Raw genomic sequence first — 22,146 nt, forward strand, 5'->3', positions numbered from 1 at the left:
CCGGAGTCACGATCCACGCCCAGGGTGAGCTGGGTCATGTCGTTGGAACCGATGGAGAAGCCGTCGAAGTACTGCAGGAACTTCTCGGCCAGTACTGCGTTGGTCGGCAGTTCGCACATCATGATCAGGCGCAGGCCGTTTTCGCCGCGCTTCAGGCCGTTGGCAGCCAGGATCTCGATGACTTTCTCGGCTTCGGCCAGGGTGCGCACGAACGGGATCATGACTTCCACGTTGGTGAGGCCCATCACGTCGCGCACTTTCTTGATGGCGCGGCATTCCAGCTCGAAGCAGTCGCGGAAGCTGTCAGCCACGTAGCGGGCGGCACCACGGAAGCCCAGCATCGGGTTCTCTTCGTGCGGCTCGTACAGCTGGCCGCCGATCAGGTTGGCGTACTCGTTCGACTTGAAGTCGGACATGCGTACGATGACCTTTTTCGGGGTGAACGCTGCGGCCAGAGTGGACACGCCCTCGGCGATCTTGTCGACGTAGAAGTCAACCGGGCTGGCGTAGCCGGCGATGCGATCGCTGATGGTGGCTTTCAGGTCGGCCGGCAGGCGGTCGAACTCCAGCAGCGCTTTCGGGTGGATACCGATCTGGCGGTTGATCACGAATTCCATGCGCGCCAGGCCCACGCCTTCGTTCGGCAGCTGCGCGAAGTCGAAAGCCAGTTCCGGGTTGCCCACGTTCATCATGATCTTGACCGGGGACTTGGGCATCTTGTCCAGTTCCAGGTCAACGATTTCCACGTCCAGCAGGCCGTCGTAGATGTTGCCGGTGTCGCCTTCGGCGCAGGATACGGTGACCTGCATGCCTTCTTTCAGCACGGCGGTAGCGTCGCCGCAACCTACCACGGCCGGGATGCCCAGTTCACGCGCGATGATCGCTGCGTGGCAGGTACGGCCGCCGCGGTTGGTGACGATGGCGGCGGCACGCTTCATTACCGGCTCCCAATCCGGGTCGGTCATGTCGGTTACCAGCACATCGCCCGGCAGTACGCGATCCATTTCGGAGGCGTCCTTGATGGTGCGTACCACGCCCTGGCCGATCTTCTGGCCAATGGCACGGCCTTCGCACAGCACGGTGGACTTGCTGTTCAGGCGGTAGCGACGCAGGGTGTCCTTGCGGTTTTCCTGCGACTTCACGGTTTCCGGACGGGCCTGCAGGATGTACAGCTTGCCGTCTTCGCCGTCACGGCCCCACTCGATATCCATCGGGCGGGCGTAGTGTTTTTCGATGATCAGCGCGTAGTGGGCCAGTTCGGCCACTTCTGCGTCGGTGATGGAGAACTGCTTGCGCAGTTCCGGCGCCACGTCCACGGTGCGTACCGAGCGGCCGGCTTGCGACGCATCGGTGAATTCCATCTTGATCAGCTTGGAACCCATGGTCTTGCGCAGGATCGCCGGGCGATCCGCCTTCAGGGTCGGCTTGTGTACGTAGAATTCGTCCGGGTTCACGGCCCCCTGCACCACGGTCTCGCCCAGGCCGTAGGAGGCGGTAACGAATACCACGTCCTCGAAGCCGGATTCGGTATCGATGGTGAACATCACGCCAGCTGCACCGGTATCGGAACGCACCATGCGCTGGATACCCGCGGACAGGGCCACCACGTCATGGGCGAAGCCTTTGTGCACGCGGTAGGAGATGGCGCGGTCGTTGTACAGGGAAGCAAATACGTGCTTGATGGCGTCCTTGACGTTATCAAGGCCGCGGATGTTCAGGAAGGTTTCTTGCTGACCTGCGAACGAGGCATCGGGGAGGTCTTCTGCGGTGGCAGAGGAGCGGACTGCTACGGAGATATCGGCGCCACCGGCGTCGGCAACCATTTTGTCCCAGGCTTGCTTGACGTCATTTTCAAGCTTTTCCGGGAACGGTGTATCGATGATCCACTGGCGGATTTGCTTGCCGACCTTGGCCAGCTCCGTCACATCATCGACATCCAGTTTGCCAAGGGCGTCGTTAATCCGGTCGGCAAGCCCGTTGTGTCGAAGAAAATCGCGGTAGGCATCTGCGGTAGTCGCAAAGCCCCCCGGCACTCGCACGCCGGAATTTGCCAGCTGGCTGATCATCTCGCCAAGCGAGGCGTTTTTACCGCCTACGCTTTCGACATCAGTCATACGCAGCTTTTCGAACCAGATAACGTAGTTCTCTGCCATCACTTCACTTCCTGTGTTGGATTGGGACGATAGGGAAGCCCGCATTCTAGCCGAACAACTCCTTGTTTGCGTAGCAACTTTTGCATTGCACAACGAAGGGATTTCCCTTGCCGGAACGGGGGATGGGCTTCCCTTGTTGATGCTATCTCATTGTTGGCTAAGGAAAAATGTAATTTATCGACTACATTAAACCGCAACATGGTTGTCACACCGCGGCTCAGCATCTTGTCGCTTGCGGCAATTGGGCACAGACTGTTGCGCACAACCCTACTCCAAGCAGGACATAGCATGCCAAACCGTCGCTCCGTGTTCTTTGTTTCCGATCGCACCGGTATCACCGCAGAATCGCTCGGCAACACCTTGCTCACCCAATTCGATACCGAAGAATTCAACCGCGAAACCGAACCGTTCATCGACACGGTGGAAAAAGCACAGGAACTGGCACAGCGCATCGACGAGATTGCGGCCAACGATCACCGCAAGCCGCTGGTCTTCACCAGCATCATCAAGGCCGACGTACGCGCAGCGCTGCAGGTGAAAAACGCGCTGGTAATCGACTTTTTCCAAACCTTCATCGGCGAACTGGAGGCCGAGCTGGGCGAGAAGGCCACCATGTCGGTGGGCAAGGCGCACGGCATGGATGACGAGGAAAAGTACGACCACCGCATCGAGGCGGTGAATTTCTCGCTGAACCACGACGATGGCGTGAAGCTGAAGGACCTGGACGAAGCCGACGTGATCCTGGTGGGCGTGTCGCGCTCCGGCAAGACGCCGACCTGCCTGTACCTGGCGCTGCAGTACGGCATCAAGGCGGCCAACTACCCGCTGACGCCGGAAGACCTGGACAGCCCGACGCTGCCCAAGATGCTGCTGCCGTACAAACAGAAGATGTTCGGCCTCACCATCGACCCTTCGCGCCTGCACAACATCCGCTCCGAGCGCCGCCCGGACTCGCGCTACGCCAGCATGGAAAACTGCCGCCGCGAGGTGAACGAGGCCGAATCGATGTTCCGCCACCATGGCGTGCAGTTCATCAGCACCACGCATATGTCGATCGAGGAGATTGCCTCCACCATCATGCACAATGCCCACCTGGTGCGGCGCTTCTAAGCTCCGGCGCCACGTCAGCTGCGCGTTGTTGATACGGCGTTGAGCAGTTTCCGGCACTGCGGCCAACTATAGAAATTTTGGCTTGACGCAATGCAATAAAGCATGTTGAGATGGAAAGCATGAATACCTGCTACGCAACTTCCTTCAGCTTTTTTACCTGGTGGCGCCACTAACGGCGGCACCCAGGTTGCGTACGCACAAGCAAACCCGGGAGCAGCCGACAAGGCGCCCCGGGTTGATTTTTTCCAGCAGTCCCCTCCCCCAGCGCCAAGTCGGTCTCCCAGACAACGGAGATCAGCATGGACAGCCTCGCAAACATCAGCAGTAGCGACATCATCCTCACCGGCGACCGCACTACCGGCCCGCTGCACCTTGGCCACTACGTAGGTTCGCTGCGCAACCGCGTGATCCTGCAGGACCGCTGCCAGCAATTCCTGCTGCTGGCCGACGCCCAGGCACTCACCGACAACATGGGCAACTACCTGAAAGTGCGCGACAACGTACTGCAGGTGGCGCTGGACTACCTGGCGGTAGGCATCGACCCGGCCAAGAGCACCATCTTCATCCAGAGCCTGGTGCCGGAGCTGATGGAGCTGGCGTCTTACTACCTCAACCTGGTGACCGTGTCGCGGCTGGAACGCAACCCCACCATCAAGGACGAGATCAAGCAGCGCGGCTACGAGCGCGACATTCCGGCCGGTTTCCTCACCTACCCGGCGGCGCAGGCAGCCGACATCACTGCTTTCAAGGCCAGCATCGTGCCGGTGGGCGAAGACCAGATCCCGATGATCGAGCAGACCAACGAGATCGTGCGCCGCTTCAACACCAGCGTTGGCCGCGAAGTGCTGGTGGAGTCGCGAGCCGTGGTGCCCGCCGCCGGCGCCCGCCTGCCCGGCATCGACGGCAAGGCCAAGATGTCCAAGTCGCTAGGCAATGCACTGGCGCTGTCGGCCAGTGCCGACGAGATCAGCCACGCGGTGAAGATGATGTACACCGACCCCAATCACCTGCGCGTGGAAGACCCGGGCCAGGTAGAAGGCAATGTGGTGTTCGCCTACCTGGACGTATTCGAGCCGGACAGCGCGCTGGTGGAAGACCTCAAGGCCCGCTACCGCCGCGGCGGCCTGGGCGACAGCGTGATCAAGAAACAGCTGGAAGAACGCCTGCAGGCACTGCTGGCGCCGATCCGCGCCCGCCGCGAGGAATATGCCAGGGACCCGGCGCAGGTGATGGAAATGCTGAAACAGGGCACCCGCAAGGCACGCGATGTTGCCGCCACCACCTTGGCGGAAGTGAAGAACGCCATGGGCCTCAATTACTACTAGACACCAACAGCCAGCCACCACCGGCCAGGGTTGGCCGCAAGCACACCGGGAGCACAGCATGGAATGGATCTACGACTGCCGTAACCTGAACGAAGTGCGCGAACAGATCGACCGCCTCGATCGCGCCATTGTCAGCCTGATCGCCGAACGCGGTGTGTACGTACAGCAGGCGGCCGGCTTCAAGCCCGGCGCCGAGCCGGAAGAAGACGGCAAACGCATCGACCAGGTGATGCGCCGCGTCGGCCGGCTGGCGGGGGAACTGGGGGCCGATGCGGCACTGACCGCCAAAATCTACCGCACCATGATCGGCCACTTCGTGGAAAGCGAACGCCGGCAACGCCTGCAGCAGCAGGAAGGCGTGGTCTCGTGAGCGGGCGCCTGCCGGCGCCCGACTGCCACGCGCTGGCGGATATCCGCACCGGCATCGACGACATCGACCAGCAGGTGATCCGCCTGCTGGGCGAGCGCTTCGGCTACGTGAAGGCCGCGGCCCGCTTCAAGCACGATGCCGACGCGGTGCGCGCGCCACAGCGCTTGCAACAGATGCTGGCGCAGCGCCGGGAATGGGCCACGCAGGCCGGGCTATCCGCCGACGTGATCGAGGCGCTGTATCGCCAGCTGGTGGATTACTTCATTGCCGAGGAACTGCGCCACTGGCAGGGCAGCTAACTAGCTGCCGGCCAGCGCCAGCGCACTAGCCAGGCTCCACATCACCGTGCCCACCACGCCGTCCAGCACGCGCCAGGACAGCGGCCGGGCGAACAGCGGCGCCAGCAGGCGGGCACCGTAGCCCAGCGACAGGAACCACAGCAGCGAGGCGCAGCTGGCGCCCAGCGCGAACCACAGCCGGCTGCCTGCCGGCTGCTGGCCGCCGATGGAGCCCAGCAGCACCACGGTATCCAGGTAGACGTGCGGGTTGAGCAGCGTCATCGCCAGCACGGTAAGCAGCGCCTGCCGCAGGGAAAGCTGCACCTGGCCGGTGGCCACCGCCAGGCTGTCGTTGCCCAGCACCGCGCGCCAGGCACGCAGCCCGTACCAGAACAGGAAGGCCGCGCCCCCCCAGCGGGCCAGCTCCAGCAGCAGCGGGCTGTGCTGGATCAGCACACCCATGCCGGCCACACCGGCGCCGATCAGCAGCACATCGCACACGATGCACACCAGCACGGTGGCGCCAACATGCTGGCGCAGCAGCCCCATGCGCAACACGTGCGCGTTCTGCGAGCCGATGGCCATGATCAGGCTGGCACCCAGCCCCATTCCCTTGAAAAACACCATGCTGTCCATGTGCGCTGCTCCTTGATGACTTGCCGCCATCTTGACGCAAAGCCGCTGCGGCCAACAGCAAGATTAATTTTTCTGCCGTATCATTAAATTTGCTTAATTTACTACTGGTAACGGCATGAAACTCGACCCGCGACAAAGCGAGGCCTTCCAGGTCAGCATCGCCTGCGGCAGCCTGGAAGCCGCCGCCAAACAGCTGCACGTCACACCGTCGGCGCTGTCGCAGCGCATCCGCGCACTGGAGGAAAGCCTGGGCAAGCCGCTGCTGGTGCGCAGCCGCCCCTGCCGCCCCACCCGCGAAGGCCAGCTGTTGCTGCAGCACCTGCAGCGCGCCGCACTGCTGGAAGCCGACCTGGCAGCCAGTTTTGCCGACGACGCCGGCGCCCTGCTCAGCGTACCGCTGGCACTGAACGCCGACAGCGTGGCCAGCTGGTTCCTGCCGATGCTGGCGCCGTTCCTGATCAGCAAAGGCATTCTGCTGGAGGTGACGGTGGACGATCAGGACCACACCTACAACCTGCTGCAGGCCGGGCTGGCAGTGGGCTGCGTCTCCACCGAGCCGCAAGCGATGCGCGGCTGCAGTGCCGTGGCGCTGGGGGTGATGCGCTACCGCGCCATGGCGTCGCCCGGCTTCATGCAGCGCCACTTCGCCGCCGGGGTGAGCCGCGACACGCTGCGGCGCGCGCCGGTGATGATCTACAACCGCAAGGACAAACTGCAGGACCAGTGGCTGCAGCAGCATTTCGGCCTGCGGCAGGCGGCCTGCCCCTGCCACTTCCTGCCTGCCTCCGACCCGTATCTGCAGGCGGTACGGCTGGGGCTGGGCTGGGGCATGCTGCCGGAAGTACAAGTGGCCGCGCATGGCGGCCACGAGGGTCTGCTGGATCTGCAGCCGGAGCGCCCGGTGGATGTGGCGCTGTACTGGCACAGCTGGAAGGTACAGGCGCCGCGGCTGGAGCAGCTGTCGGCGGCGCTGGTGGCGGCGGCACGCGAGGTGCTGCTGCCGGCATGACCAGGCTTGCGGCCAACGTTGGCCGCAAGCGAAGCAGCGGTTTATTGCTGTTCCGGCGGCGGCATCAGCCTTTCCATCAGGTCGCCCTGCCCGTGTGTCGGCTCCGGCAACAGGTGCAGGCCGCCCCAGGCGACCAACAGCATGACCGCCACCACCGCCCCGCCCTTGACCATGAAGCCATAGCTCCAGCCCACCTGCTGCCGGTTGCGGATGCCGTACAGCAGCGCCAGCGGCGGCAGGAAGAACGACAGGCTGCCCCACACGATACGGCCGTTATTGAGCGCCGCCATGGTGGCGCCCAGGCAGCCGATGTAGAAGGTGGCCACGGCAATGGCAAAAATCACGCCGACCACGCAGGTCAGCAGAATCAACAGGGTTCCCATCAGTCTTCCAGGTTCTCGGCCGGCAATTGCAGGCCATCGTAAGCAACCGACACACCCGCCGGGCACTGCGCCGTCAGCGCGTGATATTCCAGCTGGTGCGTCATGTGAATCAGCCAGGTCTGGCGTGCGGCCAACCTTTGCGCCCAGTGCAGCGATGCTTCCAGGTGCAGGTGCGAAGGATACGGCTCCGGCCGCAGGCAATCGAGGAACAGCGTATCCAGCCCCTGCAGCAGCGCGATGCTGCTGTCCGGAATCTCCGATACATCGGTGAGCCAGGCGGTGTTGCCGATGCGCCAGCCCAGGCAGGGCCAGGCGCCGTGGCGCAGCGGAATCGGCGTGACAGTCCCCCCGCCGATGCTGAACGGCGCACTCACCGTCTCGGTCAGCAGCACCGGCTTGTCCCATACCGGCGACGGCGGTGCCAGCGCGTAGTCGAAGCGGCGGCGGATATTGTCCAGCGTGAAGTCGTTGCCGTACAGCGTGATCGGCCCGCGCTTGACGTAGCAGAAGGCGCGCAGATCGTCGATGCCGTTGAGGTGGTCGGCATGCGGGTGGCTGTACAGCACCGCATCCACGCGGGTGATGCCTTCGCGCAATGCCTGCTGACGCAGGTCGGGCGAAGTGTCGATCAGCAGCCCCTGCTCGCCGATGCGCACATAGGCGGAACAGCGGGTGCGCACATTGCGCGCATCGCCGGAGCTGCAGGTGGGGCAGTTGCAGCCGATGGCCGGCGTGCCGCCGCTGGAGCCGCAGCCCAGTACCGTCCACTGCACCGAAGTCATCACGCTCTCCCTATGCCGTTTGGCGCTGCGCCTTGGCGAACAGGCGGAAATAGTTGTCGCTGGTGGCCTCGGCCAGCTGCTCGAACGCCATGCCGCGCAGCTCGGCCACATGCTCGGCCACGTGCTTCACATAGGCTGGCTCGTTGGTCTTGCCACGGTACGGCACCGGCGCCAGATACGGCGAATCGGTTTCCACCAGCAGGCGGTCCAGCGGCACCTTCTGCGCCACTTCCTTCACCACCGCGGCGTTCTTGAAGGTAACGATGCCGGACAGCGAAATGTAAAAACCCAGGTCCAGCGCCAGGCGGGCGATGTCCCAGCTTTCGGTGAAGCAGTGCATCACCCCGCCCACCGTGTCGGCGCCGTGCTCGCGCATCAGCCGCACCGTGTCCTCGGCGGAGGAACGGGTATGGATCACCAGCGGCAGGCCGGTACGGCGCGCGGCGCGGATGTGCACTGCAAAGCGCTCGTGCTGCCAGGCCAGGTCGCCCTGGCACCAGTGGTAGTCGAGCCCGGTTTCGCCGATGCCCACCACCTTGGGGTGGGCGGCATGCGCCACCAGCTCGTCCTCGCTGAATTCCTCGGCTTCCGGGTCGTCCGGGTGGATGCCCACGGTGGCGAACAGGTTGGCGTGCGCCTCGGCCAGCGCCAGCACCTCCGGGTACCTGGGCTTGCTCACCCCGATCACCATGGCGTGCGTCACGCCGTTGGCGGCCATATTGGCCAGCACTTCCGGCATGCGTACGGCAAGGTCGGGAAAATTGATGTGGCAGTGGGAATCGACCAGCATGTTGCTTCTTCCAAAAAAATTGCGGCCAACAGTTGGCCGCAACGTTTGCCTGCGAAATTGTAGAAGAACGTCAAACAGTTGTGAACCGCTGCCGTACAAGACTGCCGGGAATCAGAAGAAGTTCTCGCGCACGCTGTCGCGCAGTTTGAGGCCACGCTGGTTCATGTCTTCCAGCGCCCCATCCTTGACCATCCGCACCCGGTAGGCATAGACATAGCTGGCGTTGCGCGCCTCCATCAACTCCTGCTCGTAAAAAGCGCTGCCAACCGGAAACACCTTGCCTTTGTACACACTCGCCCGCAGGCCGAACAGCTTGCGCTCCGAAGCCTCTGTGCCTGGCTGGGGCACCACCTGCTTACTGGTTGCCAGGCAGGCCATCCGCTCCTTGCGGCTCTCATCCACACGCTGAAACACGTAGTTGCTGCTGGGAACACAGTAGGTCGGATTGATATTCAGATACTCGTACATCACGCGACCATCCAGCGCGATTTCAAGCTGCATGAATTCCGGATCGGCATCCGCCTGCGATCGCTCAAGAATCAGGTAGCCGGTAACGCTATCGCGGGTGCTGGTGGGGCCACCACTCTCCATCACCTGGTCCACCATGTAATCGCTGCGGAGCACCCGCCACTCACCGCCAAAATCGATCGGCTTACCCTTCAGCACCAGTCTGCTGACCACGCTCTGCTTCGGCAGCGCTGCCACAAACTTCTCGCCTTTTTCCTTGGCGCTGTCAAAAAAGCGGAAATCGACCTCCGCATCATTGGCATGTACTGCCGTAGCGATCAGGCTCAGCGCCAGCCATGCGAATGCTTTCTTCATCTTGTCTCTTCCTCGGTGCAATTTTTATGGCATTCAATAATGCCAAGTGATTTTACCGATAACACAAGCATGAAGAAACAGCAGTTATGCAAATAGCGTTGCTTACATGGTGTGCGTCGGCCGCGTGGAATTGATCGCGCCGGCCAGCAGGGTTTCGATACGTTCACGCGCCTGTTTGCCGGCATCGTTGGCCGCAAACTCGATGCCCACGCCCTGACTGCGGTTGGTATTGCCGGCCGCCGGGGTGATCCACACCACCTTGCCCTGCACCGCCACCTTCTGCGGGTCGTCCAGCAGCGTCAGCAGCAGGAACACCTCGTCATTCAGGTTGTAGCTGCGGGCGGTGGGCACGAAAATGCCGCCGTTGCCAAGAAAGGGCATGTAGGCGGCGTAGAGCGCGCTACGCTCCTTGATGGCCAGCGACAGCACGCCGGGGCGGGCGTGTTCGGGTTTGTCAGCCGGGTCGTTGCGGGCGGGCATCGGGGAATCGGTCATCAGTTTTTGCCGCTGAACACTTTCAGGTAGTGCATCAGCAGGGCCTCCAGTTGTAAACGGGTTACCAGCGTATGCTGGCCGAAAGGCTGCAACAGGTCGAGTTCGCGCTGGCAGTGCATCAGCTGCGGCAGGTCCAGGCGCGGCAGCAGGCGCTCCATCGCCGGCTGCATATCCGGATAATAGCGAACCCGGCCGGCCAGCTTCAAACCAGCCAGATCATGCAGCCACTTGGCCAGCCATGACAACGGCACCGCCAGTGGCAGTTTGTGGCGGTCGAGCTTTTCCATGGCCGCCAGCACGCTGCCCATGCCGATCTGGGTCAGCGCCTGTACGAAATCCTGACGCACCGTGGCCAGCTCGGCGTCATGCTCGAACACCGGCATGCCGCCGTGGAACGCCAGCTCGCTGGCCGCATCGGCCATGCCCTGCTGCTGCAGCCAGGCCAGGGCCTCGCCTGCTGCCGGGGCGCTGAGCGGAAACTGGCGACAGCGGCTCTTGATGGTGGGCAGCAGCCGTTGCGGTGCATCGGCCACCAGCAGGAACACCACGTCCGCCGGCGGCTCTTCCAGCACTTTCAGCAAGGCATTGGCCGCTGCCGGGTTGAGGCTTTCCGCCGGTTCCACCACCACCACGCGCAGGCCGCCGCGATGCGAGGACAGGTGGGCGAATTCGATCACCTCGCGCACGCCGTCGATCTTGATCACCGGCAGCTTGCGACGCGCGGCCTTGCCTTCCTTGCCCTCGTCGTCCTCATCCTCCACCAGCGGTGTCAGGTGGCGGTAGTCCGGGTGGTTGCCGGCATCGAACCAGTGGCAGGCCTGGCACTGGCCGCAGGCGTGGTGATCCGGCTGGCGGTTTTCGCACAGCAGCGCCCTGGCCACCTCGGCGGCAAACTCGCTCTTGCCGATGCCGGCCGGGCCGGTAAACAGCCAGGCATTGGGCAGCCGCTCGAAATGTGCGGCCAACCTTTGCCAGTCGGCGTATTGCCACGGGTAGCGCATCAGGCGACTTTCTGCTCGGCCAGTGCGGCGGCGATGCGCTGCTGCAGGTAGTCGATCGGGCTGCTGGCATCCAGTACCAGGAAGCGCTGCGGGTTGGCCTGCGCGCGCGCCAGGTACATCTGGCGTACACGCTGGTGGAAGTCCTCGCGCTCCTGTTCGAAACGGTCCGGCAGGCGGGTGCCTTCCAGCCGCGCACGCGCCACTTCCAGCGGCACGTCCAGCAGGATGGTGAGATCCGGCTGCAAGCCCTGCTGCACCCAGTTTTCCAGCACCGCGATGCGGTCTGCCGGCACACCGCGTCCACCGCCCTGGTAGGCGAAGGTGGCGTCGGTGAAGCGGTCGCTCACCACCCAGTTGCCGGCAGCCAGCTGCGGGCGGATCACGGTGGAGATCAGCTCCTGGCGGCTGGCGAACATCAGCAGGGTTTCGGTATCCAGCGTGGCGTCGGTGTCGATGTCCAGCAGGATCTCGCGCAGCTTTTCGCCCAGCGGGGTGCCGCCCGGTTCGCGGGTGAACACGGCGTCGATGTCCTGCTGCTGCAGCCAGTGGCGGATGAAGTTGAGATGGGTGCTCTTGCCGGCGCCATCCAGGCCTTCCAGCGTGATGAAGCGTGCGGTGGACATTATTGGCCCTTCTTCAGAATGTATTGGCGGACGGCGGCGTTGTGCTCGTCCAGTGTTTCGGAAAATTTCGACTCGCCGCTGCCGTCGTTCTTGGCAACGAAATACAGCGCGTGGCTGGGCGTGGGGTTGGCCGCAGCCTGCAGCGAGGCGCGCCCCGGCAGCGCAATCGGCGTCGGCGGCAGCCCGTCGCGGGTGTAGGTGTTGTATGGCGTGTCGCGGCGCAGGTCGGCCTTGCCGATGCTGCCGTGATATTGCTCGCCCATGCCGTAGATCACCGACGGGTCGGTCTGCAGCCGCATGCCTACCCGCAGCCGGTTGACGAATACGCTGGCCACCATGCCGCGGTCGGCTTCGCTGGCGGTTTCCTTTTCCACCAGGCTGGCCATGATCAGCAGCTGGTAGGCATTGGTATAAGGAGCGTCGGCAGCCCGCCCTTCCCAGGCCGCCTGCAACTGCTGCTGCAGCGCGTGGAAGGCCTGCTTGTAGACCGCCATATCGCTGCTGCCCGGGGTGTAGAAGTAGGTGCTGGGGAAGAACAAGCCTTCCGCCACGCCGCCGTTGATGCCCATTGCCGCCAGGATCTGGCTGTCGGACCAGTCCGCGGTGTCATGCTGCAGGTCGTTTTCCCGCTGCAGCGCACGGCGGAACTGGCGCAGGTTCCAGCCTTCGATGATGGTAACGCTGGACTGGTCCGGGTGGCCCTCGCCAAAGCGCGACAGGTACTGCCACATGGCGGTGGCGTTGCCGAACTGGTACAGGCCGGGCTTGAGCCTGCGGTCCACGCCCATCATGCGCGACAGCAGCGACATCACCCAGCGGTTGCGGATGGCGCCGTCTTCCTCCAGCGCGCGCGCGACCTGGCTCATGGTGCGGTTGGGGCCCACGGTCACTGCGTAGGGCTGTTTGGGCGGCACCACCGGCACCACCACCACCCAGGCCAGCCACAGGGCGAGCAAGGTGGCCAGCAGGGCCAGGGCCTGGAAAATCTGTCGAATCATGTTGCCTGTCTGGAGGTTATGCGCTTGTTACCGGCACAGGCCGCCGGCGGCCTGCGAGATCGCGCGTGATGATACCACGCGACGGCGCTGCCCCCGTGGCGGCAAGCCCCAGGCGTTGCGCCCCCGGCACGCGCTCAGGCGGATGGCTGCAGCACCACGCCGTAGCTGCCGGCCACACCGCCTTCCGGCAGCGGCTTGAGGCGCAGCACGCCTTCCGGCAGGTTCAGGTGCAGGCGCATGTCGCCGCGCCGCCAGGCCGCCCAGGCGGCCTCGTCCGGCTGCGCGCCGTCGATAGTGACGATGCACTCGGACAGCGCCAGCAGCTCGCGGTCGTCCACCAGCGCCGGCTCGCCGCCGATCTCGATGAACAGGCGGCCATCGTCGTCCAGGTAAGCCAGCCGCGGCCGCTCGGCATCCAGGTCCGGCACCAGCTGCCAGCCCTGCGACCAGCGGCGGGCGATGAACGGCGCCACGTCCAGTGCCACATACACCTTCTGCGGCCCGTTCTGTACATAGAAGCGCCCCTCGCCATCGCGGCTGTAGTTGCGCTGGAAGAATTCGACGATGGCCGGCTGCGACAAGCGCTCCTCGCGCAGCCACCACTGGCCGCGCGCATCCAGCCGCAGCCAGCCGAACACCGCCGGCACATTCGGCCATTTGGCCATGGCGGCCAGTACACTGTTATCCATAATTCCCTCCCCATCGCGCCTCACGGCCTGTGGCCGTGGCACGCTTACACGCCGCGCAACACTTCTACCGGTGAAGTGCGGCTGATGGTTTTCAATAATGGCGATGCGGCCAACACCACCAGCAGCGCGCCGGCGGCCAGACCCATTATCGGCAGCAGCCAGTTGGGTGCAAACGGCAAATCGAACAGTTTCACCGCCACCACACTGCCCACCGCCATGGCGCCGATGCCGGCCAGCAGGCCGGCCAGCGCGCCCAGCGCCCCCAACTCGGCCAGCAGCACGCTGCGCACCTGGGCGCGCGATGCCCCCAGTGCGCGCAGCAAGGCGGCGTCGGCGAGGCGCTCGTGGCGGGTGGTGGACAGCGCCGCCCACAGCACCAGAATGCCGGCCAGCAGCGTCAGCGCGAACATCGCTTCCACCGCCAGCGCCAGCCGCTCGATCACCCCGCGCACCTCGCGCACGATCACGCTGATGTCGATCACCGTCACATTCGGCAGCGCCGCCACCAGCCGGTTGTTGAAGCCGGCATCCGGCGCGCGGTAGCTGGCGATGTAGCTGGCGTTTTCCTGCCCCAGCCAGCCCGGCGGCCCCAATACGAAGAAATTGGGCTGGAAGCTGTCCCACGCCACCTTGCGCAGGCTGGTCACCCGCGCCTGGTAGCGGGTGCCGGCCACGTCGAAGCTCAGCATGTCGCCCAGGCGGATGCCCACCGTCTGCGCCAGCCCCGCCTCCACCGAGAACTGCGGCTGGCGGCTGCCCGCCGGCCACCACTGCCCGGCGCTGATATGGTTGCTGGCATCCAGCGCATCGCGCCAGGACAGGTTGAACTCGCGCTCCACCAGCCGCCGCGCGCGGTCATTCGGATAATCCTGCGGCCGCACCTGGCGCGTGTTGATGCTGAGCAAACGTGCTCTTGTCATGGGCAGCATCTGCGGCGGCGTGCGGCCAACCCTGGTGAACAGCCCGGCCAGCGCCGCGCGCTGTGGCGGCTGCAGGTTGATCAGGAAGGTATCCGGCGCATCCGGCGGTAGCGAGCGCTGCCAGGCGCCGATCAGGTCGTCGCGCACCACGGTCAGCGTCAGCAGCGCCATCAGGCTTACCGCCAGCGCCACCACCTGCAGCACCGCCAGCGCCGGGCGGCGGGCAAGATTGGTCAGGCCATGACGCCAGCCGCTCTGGCTGCCGCCGGCATAGCGCCCCAGCAGCCATACCAGCGCCCAGGCCAGCAGCGCCACCACGGCCAGAAAACCGAACAGCGCCGCCAGCAGCCATACCGCCAGCGTGGCATCCCCCACCTGCCATGCCGCCAGGCTCAGCAAGGCCAGCAGCGCCAGCAAGGGCGCCAGCAGCGAGCTGCCACGGCGCGGCAGATCGGCGCGCAGCACCGCCAGCGCCGGCACCTTGCGCAGCGCCAGCAGCGGCGGCAGCGCAAAGCCGGCCAGCAGGATCAGCGCCGACAGCGGGCCGGACAGCCAGGCCAGCAGCCCGGGCGCCGGCAAGCCTTCACCCAGCCACTGCCGGGCCAGGCTGATCAGCAAGGCCTGCACGCCGTAGCCGGCCAGCGTGCCCAGTCCGCCGCCCAGCAGGGCCAGCCACAGCAGCAGGCTGCCCCATACCGTGGCCACCTCGGCGCTGGTCTGGCCGAAGGCGCGCAGCATCGCCACGCTCTGCCAGTGGCGGTTCAGGTAACGGCGCACCGCCAGCGCCACCGCGGCGGCAGCCAGCGTTACCGACAACACCGCGGACAGGCCGAGGAAGCGCCGCGCCTTTTCCAGCGCCGAGCGCACTTCCGGGCGCGCCTCCTCGATGTCTTCCAGCCGGCTGCCCGCCGGCAGGCGAGGCGCTAGCCACTGCTGCATCACCGCCACCGCCGGCGCCTCGCCGGCCATGAACAGGCGGTAGCGGATGCGGCTGCCCTCCTGCACCAGGCCACTGGCCGGCAGGTCGCCAAGGTTGAGCAACACCCGCGGCACGAAGTTGTACAAGTCCACCGCGCCATCCGGCTCGCGCAGCAGCTCGCCGCTCAGCCGCAGCCGGCGCTGGCCGACACGCAATTCATCGCCCAGCTGCAGGCCCAGCTTCTGCAGCAGCCGGCTGTCGGCCCAGGCTTCGCCCGGCGCCGGGTGCAGCGCGCCCTGGCGTACGCCGGCCGCCGTGCGCAGCTGCACATTGCCGCGCAGCGGGTAGCCGTCGCTCACCGCCTTCAGCGTCACCAGCGTGGCCTGGTCGCGGGCAAACACCATGGAAGGAAAAGTGGCGCTGCGCGCGGTGCGCAGCCCGCCAGCTTCGGCCTGGCGCTGCCAGTCCAGCGGCGCCGGCTCGCGGCCGTTCACCACCAGGTCGGCCGCCAGCAGCTGGCTGGCCTGCCGCGTCAGCGCGCCGTCGATGCGCGCGGAAAAGAACGCCACGCTGCTCATCGCCGCCACCGCCACCAGCAGCGAGAACAGCAGCACGGTAAGCTCGCCGGCACGCAGCTCACGCCACAGCAGGCGCAGTCCCATGCGCAGCGACAGTCGCAGGCTGCCGGCCTTCATGCCTCACCCCGTTGCAGCACGCCGTCGTGCAGCCGGTAGACGGCATCGCAGCGCTCGGCCAGCTCGGCATCATGCGTCACCAGCACCAGCGCGGTGCCGGCCTCTGCATTCAATTCGAACATCAGCGCCACGATCTGGCGGCCGGTCACCGGGTCGAGGTTGCCGGTGGGTTCGTCGGCGAACAGCAAGGTTGGCCGCATCACGAAGGCGCGCGCCAGCGCCACGCGCTGCTGCTCGCCGCCGGACAGGTGGCGCGGGTAGTGTGCCAGCCGTGCGGCCAACCCTACCCGCTGCAGCATGGCGCTGGCAGCTTCGCGTGCATCGCGGCGCCCGGCCAGCTCCAGCGGCAGCATCACGTTTTCCAGCGCGGTAAGCTGCGGCAGCAGCTGGAAGTTCTGGAACACGAAGCCGACGTGCTCGCGGCGCAGCAGCGCGCGGCCGTCCTCGTCCAGTGCCGACAGCTGCTGCCCGGCCAGTTGCACCTCACCAGCGCTGGCGCCGTCCAGCCCGGCCAGGATTGCCAGCAGGGTGGACTTGCCGCTGCCGGAGGCGCCGACGATGGCCACGCTCTGGCCACGGCGGATGTCCAGCGAGACATCGTGCAGGATGCTCAGCGTCTCGCCGTGGTAATCCACTTGCCTCGCCACGTGGCGGGCGCTGAGAATGGCGTCTTGCTGCGAAGGAGTGTTCATGTTGTCCGTCATGTCTGCATTGTGTTCCGGCGCCGCGCGCCGCCTGGTTCCGGCCTGCCTGCTGCTGTGCACCTCCCTGGCCGCCCCCGCGGCGCTGGCGGCCAGGGTGGTGGTGTTCGGCGACAGCATCTCCGCCGGCTACGGCATCAACCCGGCGCAAGGCTGGGTGAAGCTGCTGCAGGACAAGCTGGGGGCACAACACACGGTGATCAATGCCAGCCTGTCCGGCGAAACCACCGCCGGCGGCCTGTCGCGCCTGCCTGCGGTGCTGCAACAGCACCGGCCGGACGTGGTGGTGCTGGAGCTGGGCGGCAACGACGGTCTGCGCGGGCTGCCGCTTATCGAAATGCAGCGCAACCTTTCCAGCATGGCACAACTGGCCAGATCCGCGCATGCCCGCGTACTGCTGATCGGCATGGCACTGCCACCAAACTATGGCCCGGAATACGGCGCCAGGTTCCAGCAGGTGTACCGCGACGTGGCGCGCCAGCAGAAGGCGGCGCTGGTGCCGCTGCTGGTGGCCGGCTTCGAGCGCGACCTCAGCCAGTTCCAGAGTGACGGCATCCACCCGATCGCCAGCGCCCAGCCGCGCATGGTGGCCAATGTGCTGCCCACGCTGCAGCCGCTGCTGCGCCGGCACTGAGCGGGTGCAGACCAGGCAGCCGGCAGCGCCACTGCGGCGCATGCTGGCGCGCTGAACACGATGACAAAACAAAAGCCCTGCCGGATGGCAGGGCTTTGTTCTGCTAATCAAGGTTGGCCGCAGCCAGACAGTGATTACAGGGAAGCGGCGTTCTCGGCCAGGTAGGAAGCCACGCCTTCGGCGGACGGCTTCATGCCTTTCTTGCCCTTGTTCCAGCCAGCCGGGCACACTTCGCCGTGCTCTTCGGTGAACTGCAGGGCGTCTACCATGCGGATCATTTCGTCAACGTTGCGGCCCAGCGGCAGGTTGTTGACAACCTGGTGCTGTACCACGCCGGACTTGTCGATCAGGAAGGAGCCACGGAAGGCCACGCCACCGTCGGCCTCCACGTCGAAGGCCTTGCACAGATCGTGCTGGATGTCGGCTACCAGGGTGTAACCAACCTGGCCGATGCCGCCCTTGTCCACCGGGGTGTTGCGCCATGCGGCGTGGGTGAACTGGCTGTCGATGGACACGCCGATCACTTCCACGTTGCGGGCCTTGAACTCGGCCAGGCGGTGGTCGAAGGCGATCAGTTCGGACGGGCACACGAAGGTGAAGTCCAGCGGGTAGAAGAACACCACGGCGTATTTGCCGGCGCTAGCCTGCTGGAAGGAGTAGTTGTCAACGATTTCGCCATTGCCGAGTACGGCGGAGAAGGCTTTGGAACCATCAAAGAACGGGGCTTGCTTGCCTACGAGTACGGCCATGAGGATCTCCTTGGGTAATGCGGTGTAAATGCTATCCGGTACTTCCGGTTGCTGACGCGGTTATAAATCAGCCCTCCGGAGTGCTCAAATTGAAATTGCCAATTTTGCCGATAGCAACTGGCAATGACTGTGGGCAACCTTCCGTTATATGGCCACCGCCGGCCGGGATTCAAGATGACCATGCAATAAAAAAGGACACCCGGGGGTGTCCTTTTGCCTTTTACGGTCAACCTCAGGCGGTCGGCTCGGCCTTCTGGCGCAGACGCAGGTTCAGTTCGCGCAGCTGCTTCTCGTCCACCGCGTTCGGCGCGTTGGTCAGCAGACACTGGGCGCGCTGGGTTTTCGGGAAGGCGATCACGTCGCGGATCGACTCGGCACCGGCCATCAGGGTCACCAGACGGTCCAGGCCGAAGGCCAGACCACCGTGCGGCGGTGCACCGAACTTCAGGTTGTCCAGCAGGAAGCCGAACTTGTTCTGCTGCTCTTCCGGCGAAATCTTCAGCGCGGCGAATACCTTTTCCTGGATCTCGGCGCGGTGGATACGCACCGAGCCGCCACCGATTTCCCAACCGTTCAGCACCATGTCGTAGGCGCGCGCCAGGCAGGCGCCCGGGTTGCTGTCCATCAGGTCCTCGTGGCCCGGTTTCGGGCTGGTGAACGGATGGTGGCAGGCGGTCCAGCGGTCGTCTTCCTCGTCGTGCTCGAACATCGGGAAGTCCACCACCCACAGCGGGCGCCATTCCTTCACGAAGTAGCCGCCTTCCAGGCCGCGCTCGTGGCCGATCTTGATGCGCAGTGCGCCGATGGCTTCGTTCACTACCTTGGCCTTGTCGGCGCCGAAGAAAATGATGTCGCCGTTCTGCGCGCCGGTACGCTCGATGATGGCCTTGATGCCGTCGGCGGACAGGAACTTCACGATCGGGGACTGCAGGCCCTCCTCGTTCAGCTTGGTAACGTCGTTCACCTTGATGTAGGCCAGGCCCTTGGCGCCGTAGATGGCAACGAACTGGGTGTAGTCGTCGATTTCCTTGCGGCTGATGCCGGAGCCGCCCGGTACGCGCAGGGCTACCACGCGGCCGTTGGCCATGTCGGCGGCGCCGCGGAACACCTTGAATTCTTCCGACTTCATCACGTCGGTCAGTTCGGTGAACTGCAGGCTCACGCGCAGGTCCGGCTTGTCGGAGCCGTAGTAGTGCATGGCGTCGGCGTAGCTCATGCGCGGGAACTTGCCCAGCTCCACGCCCATCACGTCGCGGAAGATCTCCTGCGCCATGTTTTCGGTGATGTCCATGATCTCGTCCTCGTTCAGGAACGAGGTCTCGATATCGATCTGGGTGAATTCCGGCTGGCGGTCGGCACGCAGGTCTTCGTCACGGAAGCACTTGGTGATCTGGTAGTAGCGGTCGAAGCCGGCCACCATCAGCAGCTGCTTGAACAGCTGCGGCGATTGCGGCAGCGCGAAGAACTCGCCCGGATGCACGCGGGACGGCACCAGGTAGTCGCGGGCGCCTTCCGGGGTGGAGCGGGTCAGCATCGGGGTTTCGATGTCGATGAAGCCCTGCTTGTCCAGGTGGTTGCGCACGCCCATGGCCACTTTGTAGCGCAGGCGCAGGTTCTTCTGCATCGCCGGGCGGCGCAGGTCGATCACGCGGTTGGTCAGGCGTACGTTCTCGGACAGGTTCTCGTCGTCGATCTGGAACGGCGGGGTAGCCGCAGCGTTCAGGATCTCGATTTCCTTGGCCAGGATCTCGATCTCGCCGGAGATCATCTTGCTGTTGGCGGTGCCGGCCGGGCGCTCGCGCACGATGCCGGTGATGGACAGCACGAATTCGTTACGTGCGCTGTCGGCGGTCTGGAACGCTTCCGGGGTATCCGGATCGATCACCACCTGCACCAGGCCTTCGCGGTCGCGCAGGTCGATGAAGATCACGCCGCCATGGTCGCGACGACGATGGGCCCAGCCTTTTACCGTAACGGTCTGGCCGAGGTATTTCTTGTCGATGAGTCCGCAATAATCGGTACGCATTGCAATGCCTTATGTGTTGAATTCGGGTAGTTCGGAAGACGATGGCTGACGATGAAGGGGTTGGCCGCACGCATGCGGCCAACCCTGTCAATTTCGCTCGTCGCTCAGTTGAGCGCGGGTGGCGGCGGGCGCCGGCGCCGGCGGCGCCACTACCCCCATCGAAATCACGTATTTCAGCGCTTCGTCCACGCTCATGTTCAGTTCACGCGTGTCGCGTTTGGGCACGATGATGAAGTAGCCGGAAGTGGGATTGGGCGTGGTGGGCACGTAGACGCTCACGTACTCTTCCTCGCCCAGTTCCGCCTTCAGCTGGCCATTGGGTGTGCCGGTCTGGAACGCCACCGTCCAGGCGTCCTGGTGCGGGAAACGCACCAGCAGCGCCTTGCGGAAGGCCTGGCCGGAATCGGACAGCAGGGTATCGCTGACCTGCTTCACGCTGTTGTAGATGGTGCTCACCACCGGCGTGCGGGTCAGGATCAGCTGCCACAGGTCCAGCAGGCGCTGCCCCAGCACGTTGGCCGCCATGAAACCGGTACCCACCAGCACGGCAATCGCCAGCACCACGCCCAGCCCCGGAATATTGAAGCCGAACAGGCTTTCCGGCCGCCAGGCGCGCGGCAGCAGCATGATGGTCTGATCCAGCGTACCGACGATCAGGTTCAGCACCCACAGCGTGATGGTCACCGGCAGCCAGATCAGCACACCGGTAACCAGGTAGCCGCGCAAAGTCAGCTTGATGTGTTTCATGTTGGTATCAGGCACAGCCACCACTACCACACCCGCCGCTGCCGCAGGCCGGCCCGCTGCTGCTGTTCTTGAAGTCGGTTACATACCAGCCGTTGCCCTTGAGCTGGAAGCCAGCCGCGGACAACTGCTTGGCGTAATCGCCACTGCCGCAGGACGGACATTGCGCAATCGGGTCATCGCTCATCTTCTGCAGATGCTCTTTTTGTGCCCCGCACGCAGCACAACGGTATTCGTAAATCGGCATGTTTTACCACTCCAACTACAACCACGATGAATATCGAACTATATTGCAGTGCATCAAAAAGCACCGCAACAAACACGCTCAGAATAATGGGGCCGGTCTGTTACAACCACAAGCGCCGGCTGCCAAACGGGCGATTATATCCGACTGATACGCCAATACAAAAACGGATTCATGGCACTGCAACACAAGCAGGCCAGCATCGCGACCGACCCGCCACCTAACGCTGGCCACCAGCCGGCTTTTTGGAGCTTCCCATGTCCCAAACCCATCTGCCCCTGGCCGGCAAGCGCGGCCTGATCGTCGGCATCGCCAACCAGAACAGCATCGCCTACGGCTGCGCCAAGGTGATGCACGAACTGGGCGCCGAAGTCGCCATCACCTACCTGAACGACAAGGCGGAAAAGTACGTACGCCCGCTGGCCGAAGCGTTGGCCGCACCGCTGGTACTGCCGCTGAACGTGGAAAACCCCGACGAGCTGCAGCAGGTGTTCGCCGCCATCGCCGAAACCTGGGGCCAGCTCGACTTCGTGATCCACTCCATTGCCTTCTGCCCGATGGACGACCTGCACGGCCGCGTCACCGACTGCTCGCTGCCGGGGTTTTTGCAGGCCATGCAGGTGTCGTGCTATTCCTTCATCGAGATGGCCCGCCTGGCCGAGCCGCTGATGCCGCAGGGTGGCACGCTGATCACCATGAGCTACTACGGCTCGGACAAGGTGGTGGAGAACTACAACATCATGGGCCCGGTGAAGGCGGCGCTGGAATCCAGCGTGCGCTACATGGCACACGAGCTTGGCCCCAAGGGCATCCGCGTGCATACCGTATCGCCCGGCCCGCTGAAGACCCGCGCCGCCAGCGGCATCGCCCACTTCGACCAGCTGATCGACAGCGCCATCGAACGGGCGCCGCAGAACCGGCTGGTGGATATCGACGATGTCGGCAACGTCTGCGCCTTCCTGGTATCCGATGCCGCCCGCGCGCTGACCGGCGAGGTCACCTACGTGGATGGCGGCTTCAACATCATGGCCTGATGACGTACGCCCGGCA

24 protein-coding genes (1 of these 24 cut by a window edge) are annotated in these 22,146 nt (G+C 64.6%); 7 read left to right on the forward strand and 17 right to left on the reverse strand.

Annotation, left to right across the window (positions count from 1 at the left end; translation table 11 throughout):
* Positions 1–2,153, reverse strand: partial view of a phosphoenolpyruvate synthase gene (ppsA, locus tag PSELUDRAFT_RS01320; protein ID WP_088965143.1) — the 5' portion only. It extends 235 nt beyond the left edge of the window; only the first 2,153 of its 2,388 coding nucleotides appear in the window; the start codon lies at positions 2,151–2,153; its stop codon lies beyond the left edge, outside the window.
* A gap of 288 nt (positions 2,154–2,441) precedes the next feature.
* Here ppsA and PSELUDRAFT_RS01325 point away from each other — a divergent pair, with 288 nt between their 5' ends.
* From PSELUDRAFT_RS01325 to PSELUDRAFT_RS01340, 4 genes are all read left to right on the forward strand, one after another.
* Positions 2,442–3,263 carry a pyruvate, water dikinase regulatory protein gene (locus PSELUDRAFT_RS01325; RefSeq protein WP_088965144.1) on the forward strand — a complete coding sequence of 274 codons (822 nt, stop codon included), beginning with the start codon at positions 2,442–2,444 and terminating at the stop codon, positions 3,261–3,263.
* A gap of 299 nt (positions 3,264–3,562) precedes the next feature.
* A complete protein-coding gene (gene trpS / locus PSELUDRAFT_RS01330) occupies positions 3,563–4,588 on the forward strand; it encodes a tryptophan--tRNA ligase (RefSeq protein ID WP_088965145.1) in 1,026 nt (341 codons plus the stop codon).
* A gap of 58 nt (positions 4,589–4,646) precedes the next feature.
* On the forward strand, positions 4,647–4,958 hold the full coding sequence (locus tag PSELUDRAFT_RS01335; protein ID WP_088965146.1) for a chorismate mutase: 312 nt from the start codon (positions 4,647–4,649) through the stop codon (positions 4,956–4,958).
* A complete protein-coding gene (locus PSELUDRAFT_RS01340; protein WP_197693922.1) occupies positions 4,955–5,257 on the forward strand; it encodes an isochorismate lyase in 303 nt (100 codons plus the stop codon). The genes PSELUDRAFT_RS01335 and PSELUDRAFT_RS01340 overlap by 4 nt, the downstream gene beginning before the upstream one ends.
* Here the strand turns inward: PSELUDRAFT_RS01340 and PSELUDRAFT_RS01345 are convergent, their stop codons facing one another.
* On the reverse strand, positions 5,258–5,872 hold the full coding sequence (locus PSELUDRAFT_RS01345; protein WP_088965147.1) for a LysE/ArgO family amino acid transporter: 615 nt from the start codon (positions 5,870–5,872) through the stop codon (positions 5,258–5,260).
* A gap of 115 nt (positions 5,873–5,987) precedes the next feature.
* Between PSELUDRAFT_RS01345 and PSELUDRAFT_RS01350 the strand changes: the two genes are divergently transcribed.
* Positions 5,988–6,881 (forward strand): LysR family transcriptional regulator ArgP, encoded by an 894-nt coding sequence (locus PSELUDRAFT_RS01350; protein WP_088965148.1) that lies wholly within the window; start codon positions 5,988–5,990, stop codon positions 6,879–6,881.
* A gap of 41 nt (positions 6,882–6,922) precedes the next feature.
* On the opposite strand, the gene PSELUDRAFT_RS01355 is transcribed toward PSELUDRAFT_RS01350, so the two are convergent.
* The 11 genes from PSELUDRAFT_RS01355 to PSELUDRAFT_RS01405 form a co-directional block, all read right to left on the reverse strand.
* Positions 6,923–7,264, reverse strand: coding sequence for a hypothetical protein (locus tag PSELUDRAFT_RS01355; protein WP_088965149.1), 342 nt, complete (start codon positions 7,262–7,264; stop codon positions 6,923–6,925).
* The gene (locus PSELUDRAFT_RS01360; RefSeq protein WP_088965150.1) at positions 7,264–8,046 is read right to left on the reverse strand and encodes an MBL fold metallo-hydrolase; all 783 of its coding nucleotides are present in this window, start codon (positions 8,044–8,046) and stop codon (positions 7,264–7,266) included. The genes PSELUDRAFT_RS01355 and PSELUDRAFT_RS01360 overlap by 1 nt, the downstream gene beginning before the upstream one ends.
* Positions 8,047–8,056: 10 nt before the next feature.
* The gene (locus tag PSELUDRAFT_RS01365; RefSeq protein WP_088965151.1) at positions 8,057–8,836 is read right to left on the reverse strand and encodes a TatD family hydrolase; all 780 of its coding nucleotides are present in this window, start codon (positions 8,834–8,836) and stop codon (positions 8,057–8,059) included.
* A gap of 111 nt (positions 8,837–8,947) precedes the next feature.
* Positions 8,948–9,658, reverse strand: a complete 711-nt coding sequence (locus tag PSELUDRAFT_RS01370) for a hypothetical protein (RefSeq protein WP_088965152.1) — start codon at positions 9,656–9,658, stop codon at positions 8,948–8,950.
* A 102-nt stretch (positions 9,659–9,760) separates the two neighbouring features.
* Positions 9,761–10,153 (reverse strand): PilZ domain-containing protein, encoded by a 393-nt coding sequence (locus tag PSELUDRAFT_RS01375; RefSeq protein ID WP_231895279.1) that lies wholly within the window; start codon positions 10,151–10,153, stop codon positions 9,761–9,763.
* Positions 10,153–11,154, reverse strand: a complete 1,002-nt coding sequence (gene holB, locus PSELUDRAFT_RS01380) for a DNA polymerase III subunit delta' (protein WP_088965153.1) — start codon at positions 11,152–11,154, stop codon at positions 10,153–10,155. The genes PSELUDRAFT_RS01375 and holB overlap by 1 nt, the downstream gene beginning before the upstream one ends.
* Positions 11,154–11,777 carry a dTMP kinase gene (tmk, locus tag PSELUDRAFT_RS01385; protein WP_088965154.1) on the reverse strand — a complete coding sequence of 208 codons (624 nt, stop codon included), beginning with the start codon at positions 11,775–11,777 and terminating at the stop codon, positions 11,154–11,156. Before tmk ends, holB begins: the two co-directional genes overlap by 1 nt.
* A complete protein-coding gene (gene mltG / locus PSELUDRAFT_RS01390) occupies positions 11,777–12,775 on the reverse strand; it encodes an endolytic transglycosylase MltG (RefSeq protein WP_088965155.1) in 999 nt (332 codons plus the stop codon). Before mltG ends, tmk begins: the two co-directional genes overlap by 1 nt.
* A gap of 134 nt (positions 12,776–12,909) precedes the next feature.
* The gene (locus tag PSELUDRAFT_RS01395; protein ID WP_088965156.1) at positions 12,910–13,464 is read right to left on the reverse strand and encodes a DUF2946 family protein; all 555 of its coding nucleotides are present in this window, start codon (positions 13,462–13,464) and stop codon (positions 12,910–12,912) included.
* Between the two features lie 44 nt (positions 13,465–13,508).
* Entirely contained in the window at positions 13,509–15,998 is a 2,490-nt protein-coding gene (locus PSELUDRAFT_RS01400; RefSeq protein ID WP_231895280.1) for an ABC transporter permease, read from the reverse strand.
* Positions 15,995–16,690 (reverse strand): ABC transporter ATP-binding protein, encoded by a 696-nt coding sequence (locus PSELUDRAFT_RS01405; RefSeq protein ID WP_088968345.1) that lies wholly within the window; start codon positions 16,688–16,690, stop codon positions 15,995–15,997. The genes PSELUDRAFT_RS01400 and PSELUDRAFT_RS01405 overlap by 4 nt, the downstream gene beginning before the upstream one ends.
* On the opposite strand from PSELUDRAFT_RS01405, the gene PSELUDRAFT_RS01410 reads away from it, so the two are divergent.
* A complete protein-coding gene (locus PSELUDRAFT_RS01410; RefSeq protein ID WP_231895281.1) occupies positions 16,689–17,333 on the forward strand; it encodes an arylesterase in 645 nt (214 codons plus the stop codon). The two genes, PSELUDRAFT_RS01405 and PSELUDRAFT_RS01410, sit on opposite strands and share 2 nt — an antisense overlap.
* Positions 17,334–17,467: 134 nt before the next feature.
* On the opposite strand, the gene PSELUDRAFT_RS01415 is transcribed toward PSELUDRAFT_RS01410, so the two are convergent.
* The 4 genes from PSELUDRAFT_RS01415 to PSELUDRAFT_RS01430 form a co-directional block, all read right to left on the reverse strand.
* A complete protein-coding gene (locus PSELUDRAFT_RS01415) occupies positions 17,468–18,082 on the reverse strand; it encodes a peroxiredoxin (RefSeq protein ID WP_088965158.1) in 615 nt (204 codons plus the stop codon).
* A 232-nt stretch (positions 18,083–18,314) separates the two neighbouring features.
* Positions 18,315–20,108: an aspartate--tRNA ligase gene (gene aspS, locus PSELUDRAFT_RS01420; protein WP_088965159.1), complete on the reverse strand. Its 1,794-nt coding sequence runs from the start codon at positions 20,106–20,108 to the stop codon at positions 18,315–18,317.
* A gap of 87 nt (positions 20,109–20,195) precedes the next feature.
* Positions 20,196–20,855 (reverse strand): DUF502 domain-containing protein, encoded by a 660-nt coding sequence (locus tag PSELUDRAFT_RS01425; protein WP_088968346.1) that lies wholly within the window; start codon positions 20,853–20,855, stop codon positions 20,196–20,198.
* Positions 20,856–20,862: 7 nt separating this feature from the next.
* Positions 20,863–21,099 carry an FmdB family zinc ribbon protein gene (locus PSELUDRAFT_RS01430; RefSeq protein WP_088965160.1) on the reverse strand — a complete coding sequence of 79 codons (237 nt, stop codon included), beginning with the start codon at positions 21,097–21,099 and terminating at the stop codon, positions 20,863–20,865.
* Between the two features lie 254 nt (positions 21,100–21,353).
* Here PSELUDRAFT_RS01430 and fabI point away from each other — a divergent pair, with 254 nt between their 5' ends.
* The gene (gene fabI, locus PSELUDRAFT_RS01435) at positions 21,354–22,130 is read left to right on the forward strand and encodes an enoyl-ACP reductase FabI (protein ID WP_088965161.1); all 777 of its coding nucleotides are present in this window, start codon (positions 21,354–21,356) and stop codon (positions 22,128–22,130) included.
* The last annotated feature ends 16 nt before the right edge of the window (positions 22,131–22,146 follow it).

The sequence above is a fragment of the Vogesella sp. LIG4 genome (genome assembly GCF_900090205.1).
Lineage (GTDB): Bacteria > Pseudomonadota > Gammaproteobacteria > Burkholderiales > Chromobacteriaceae > Vogesella.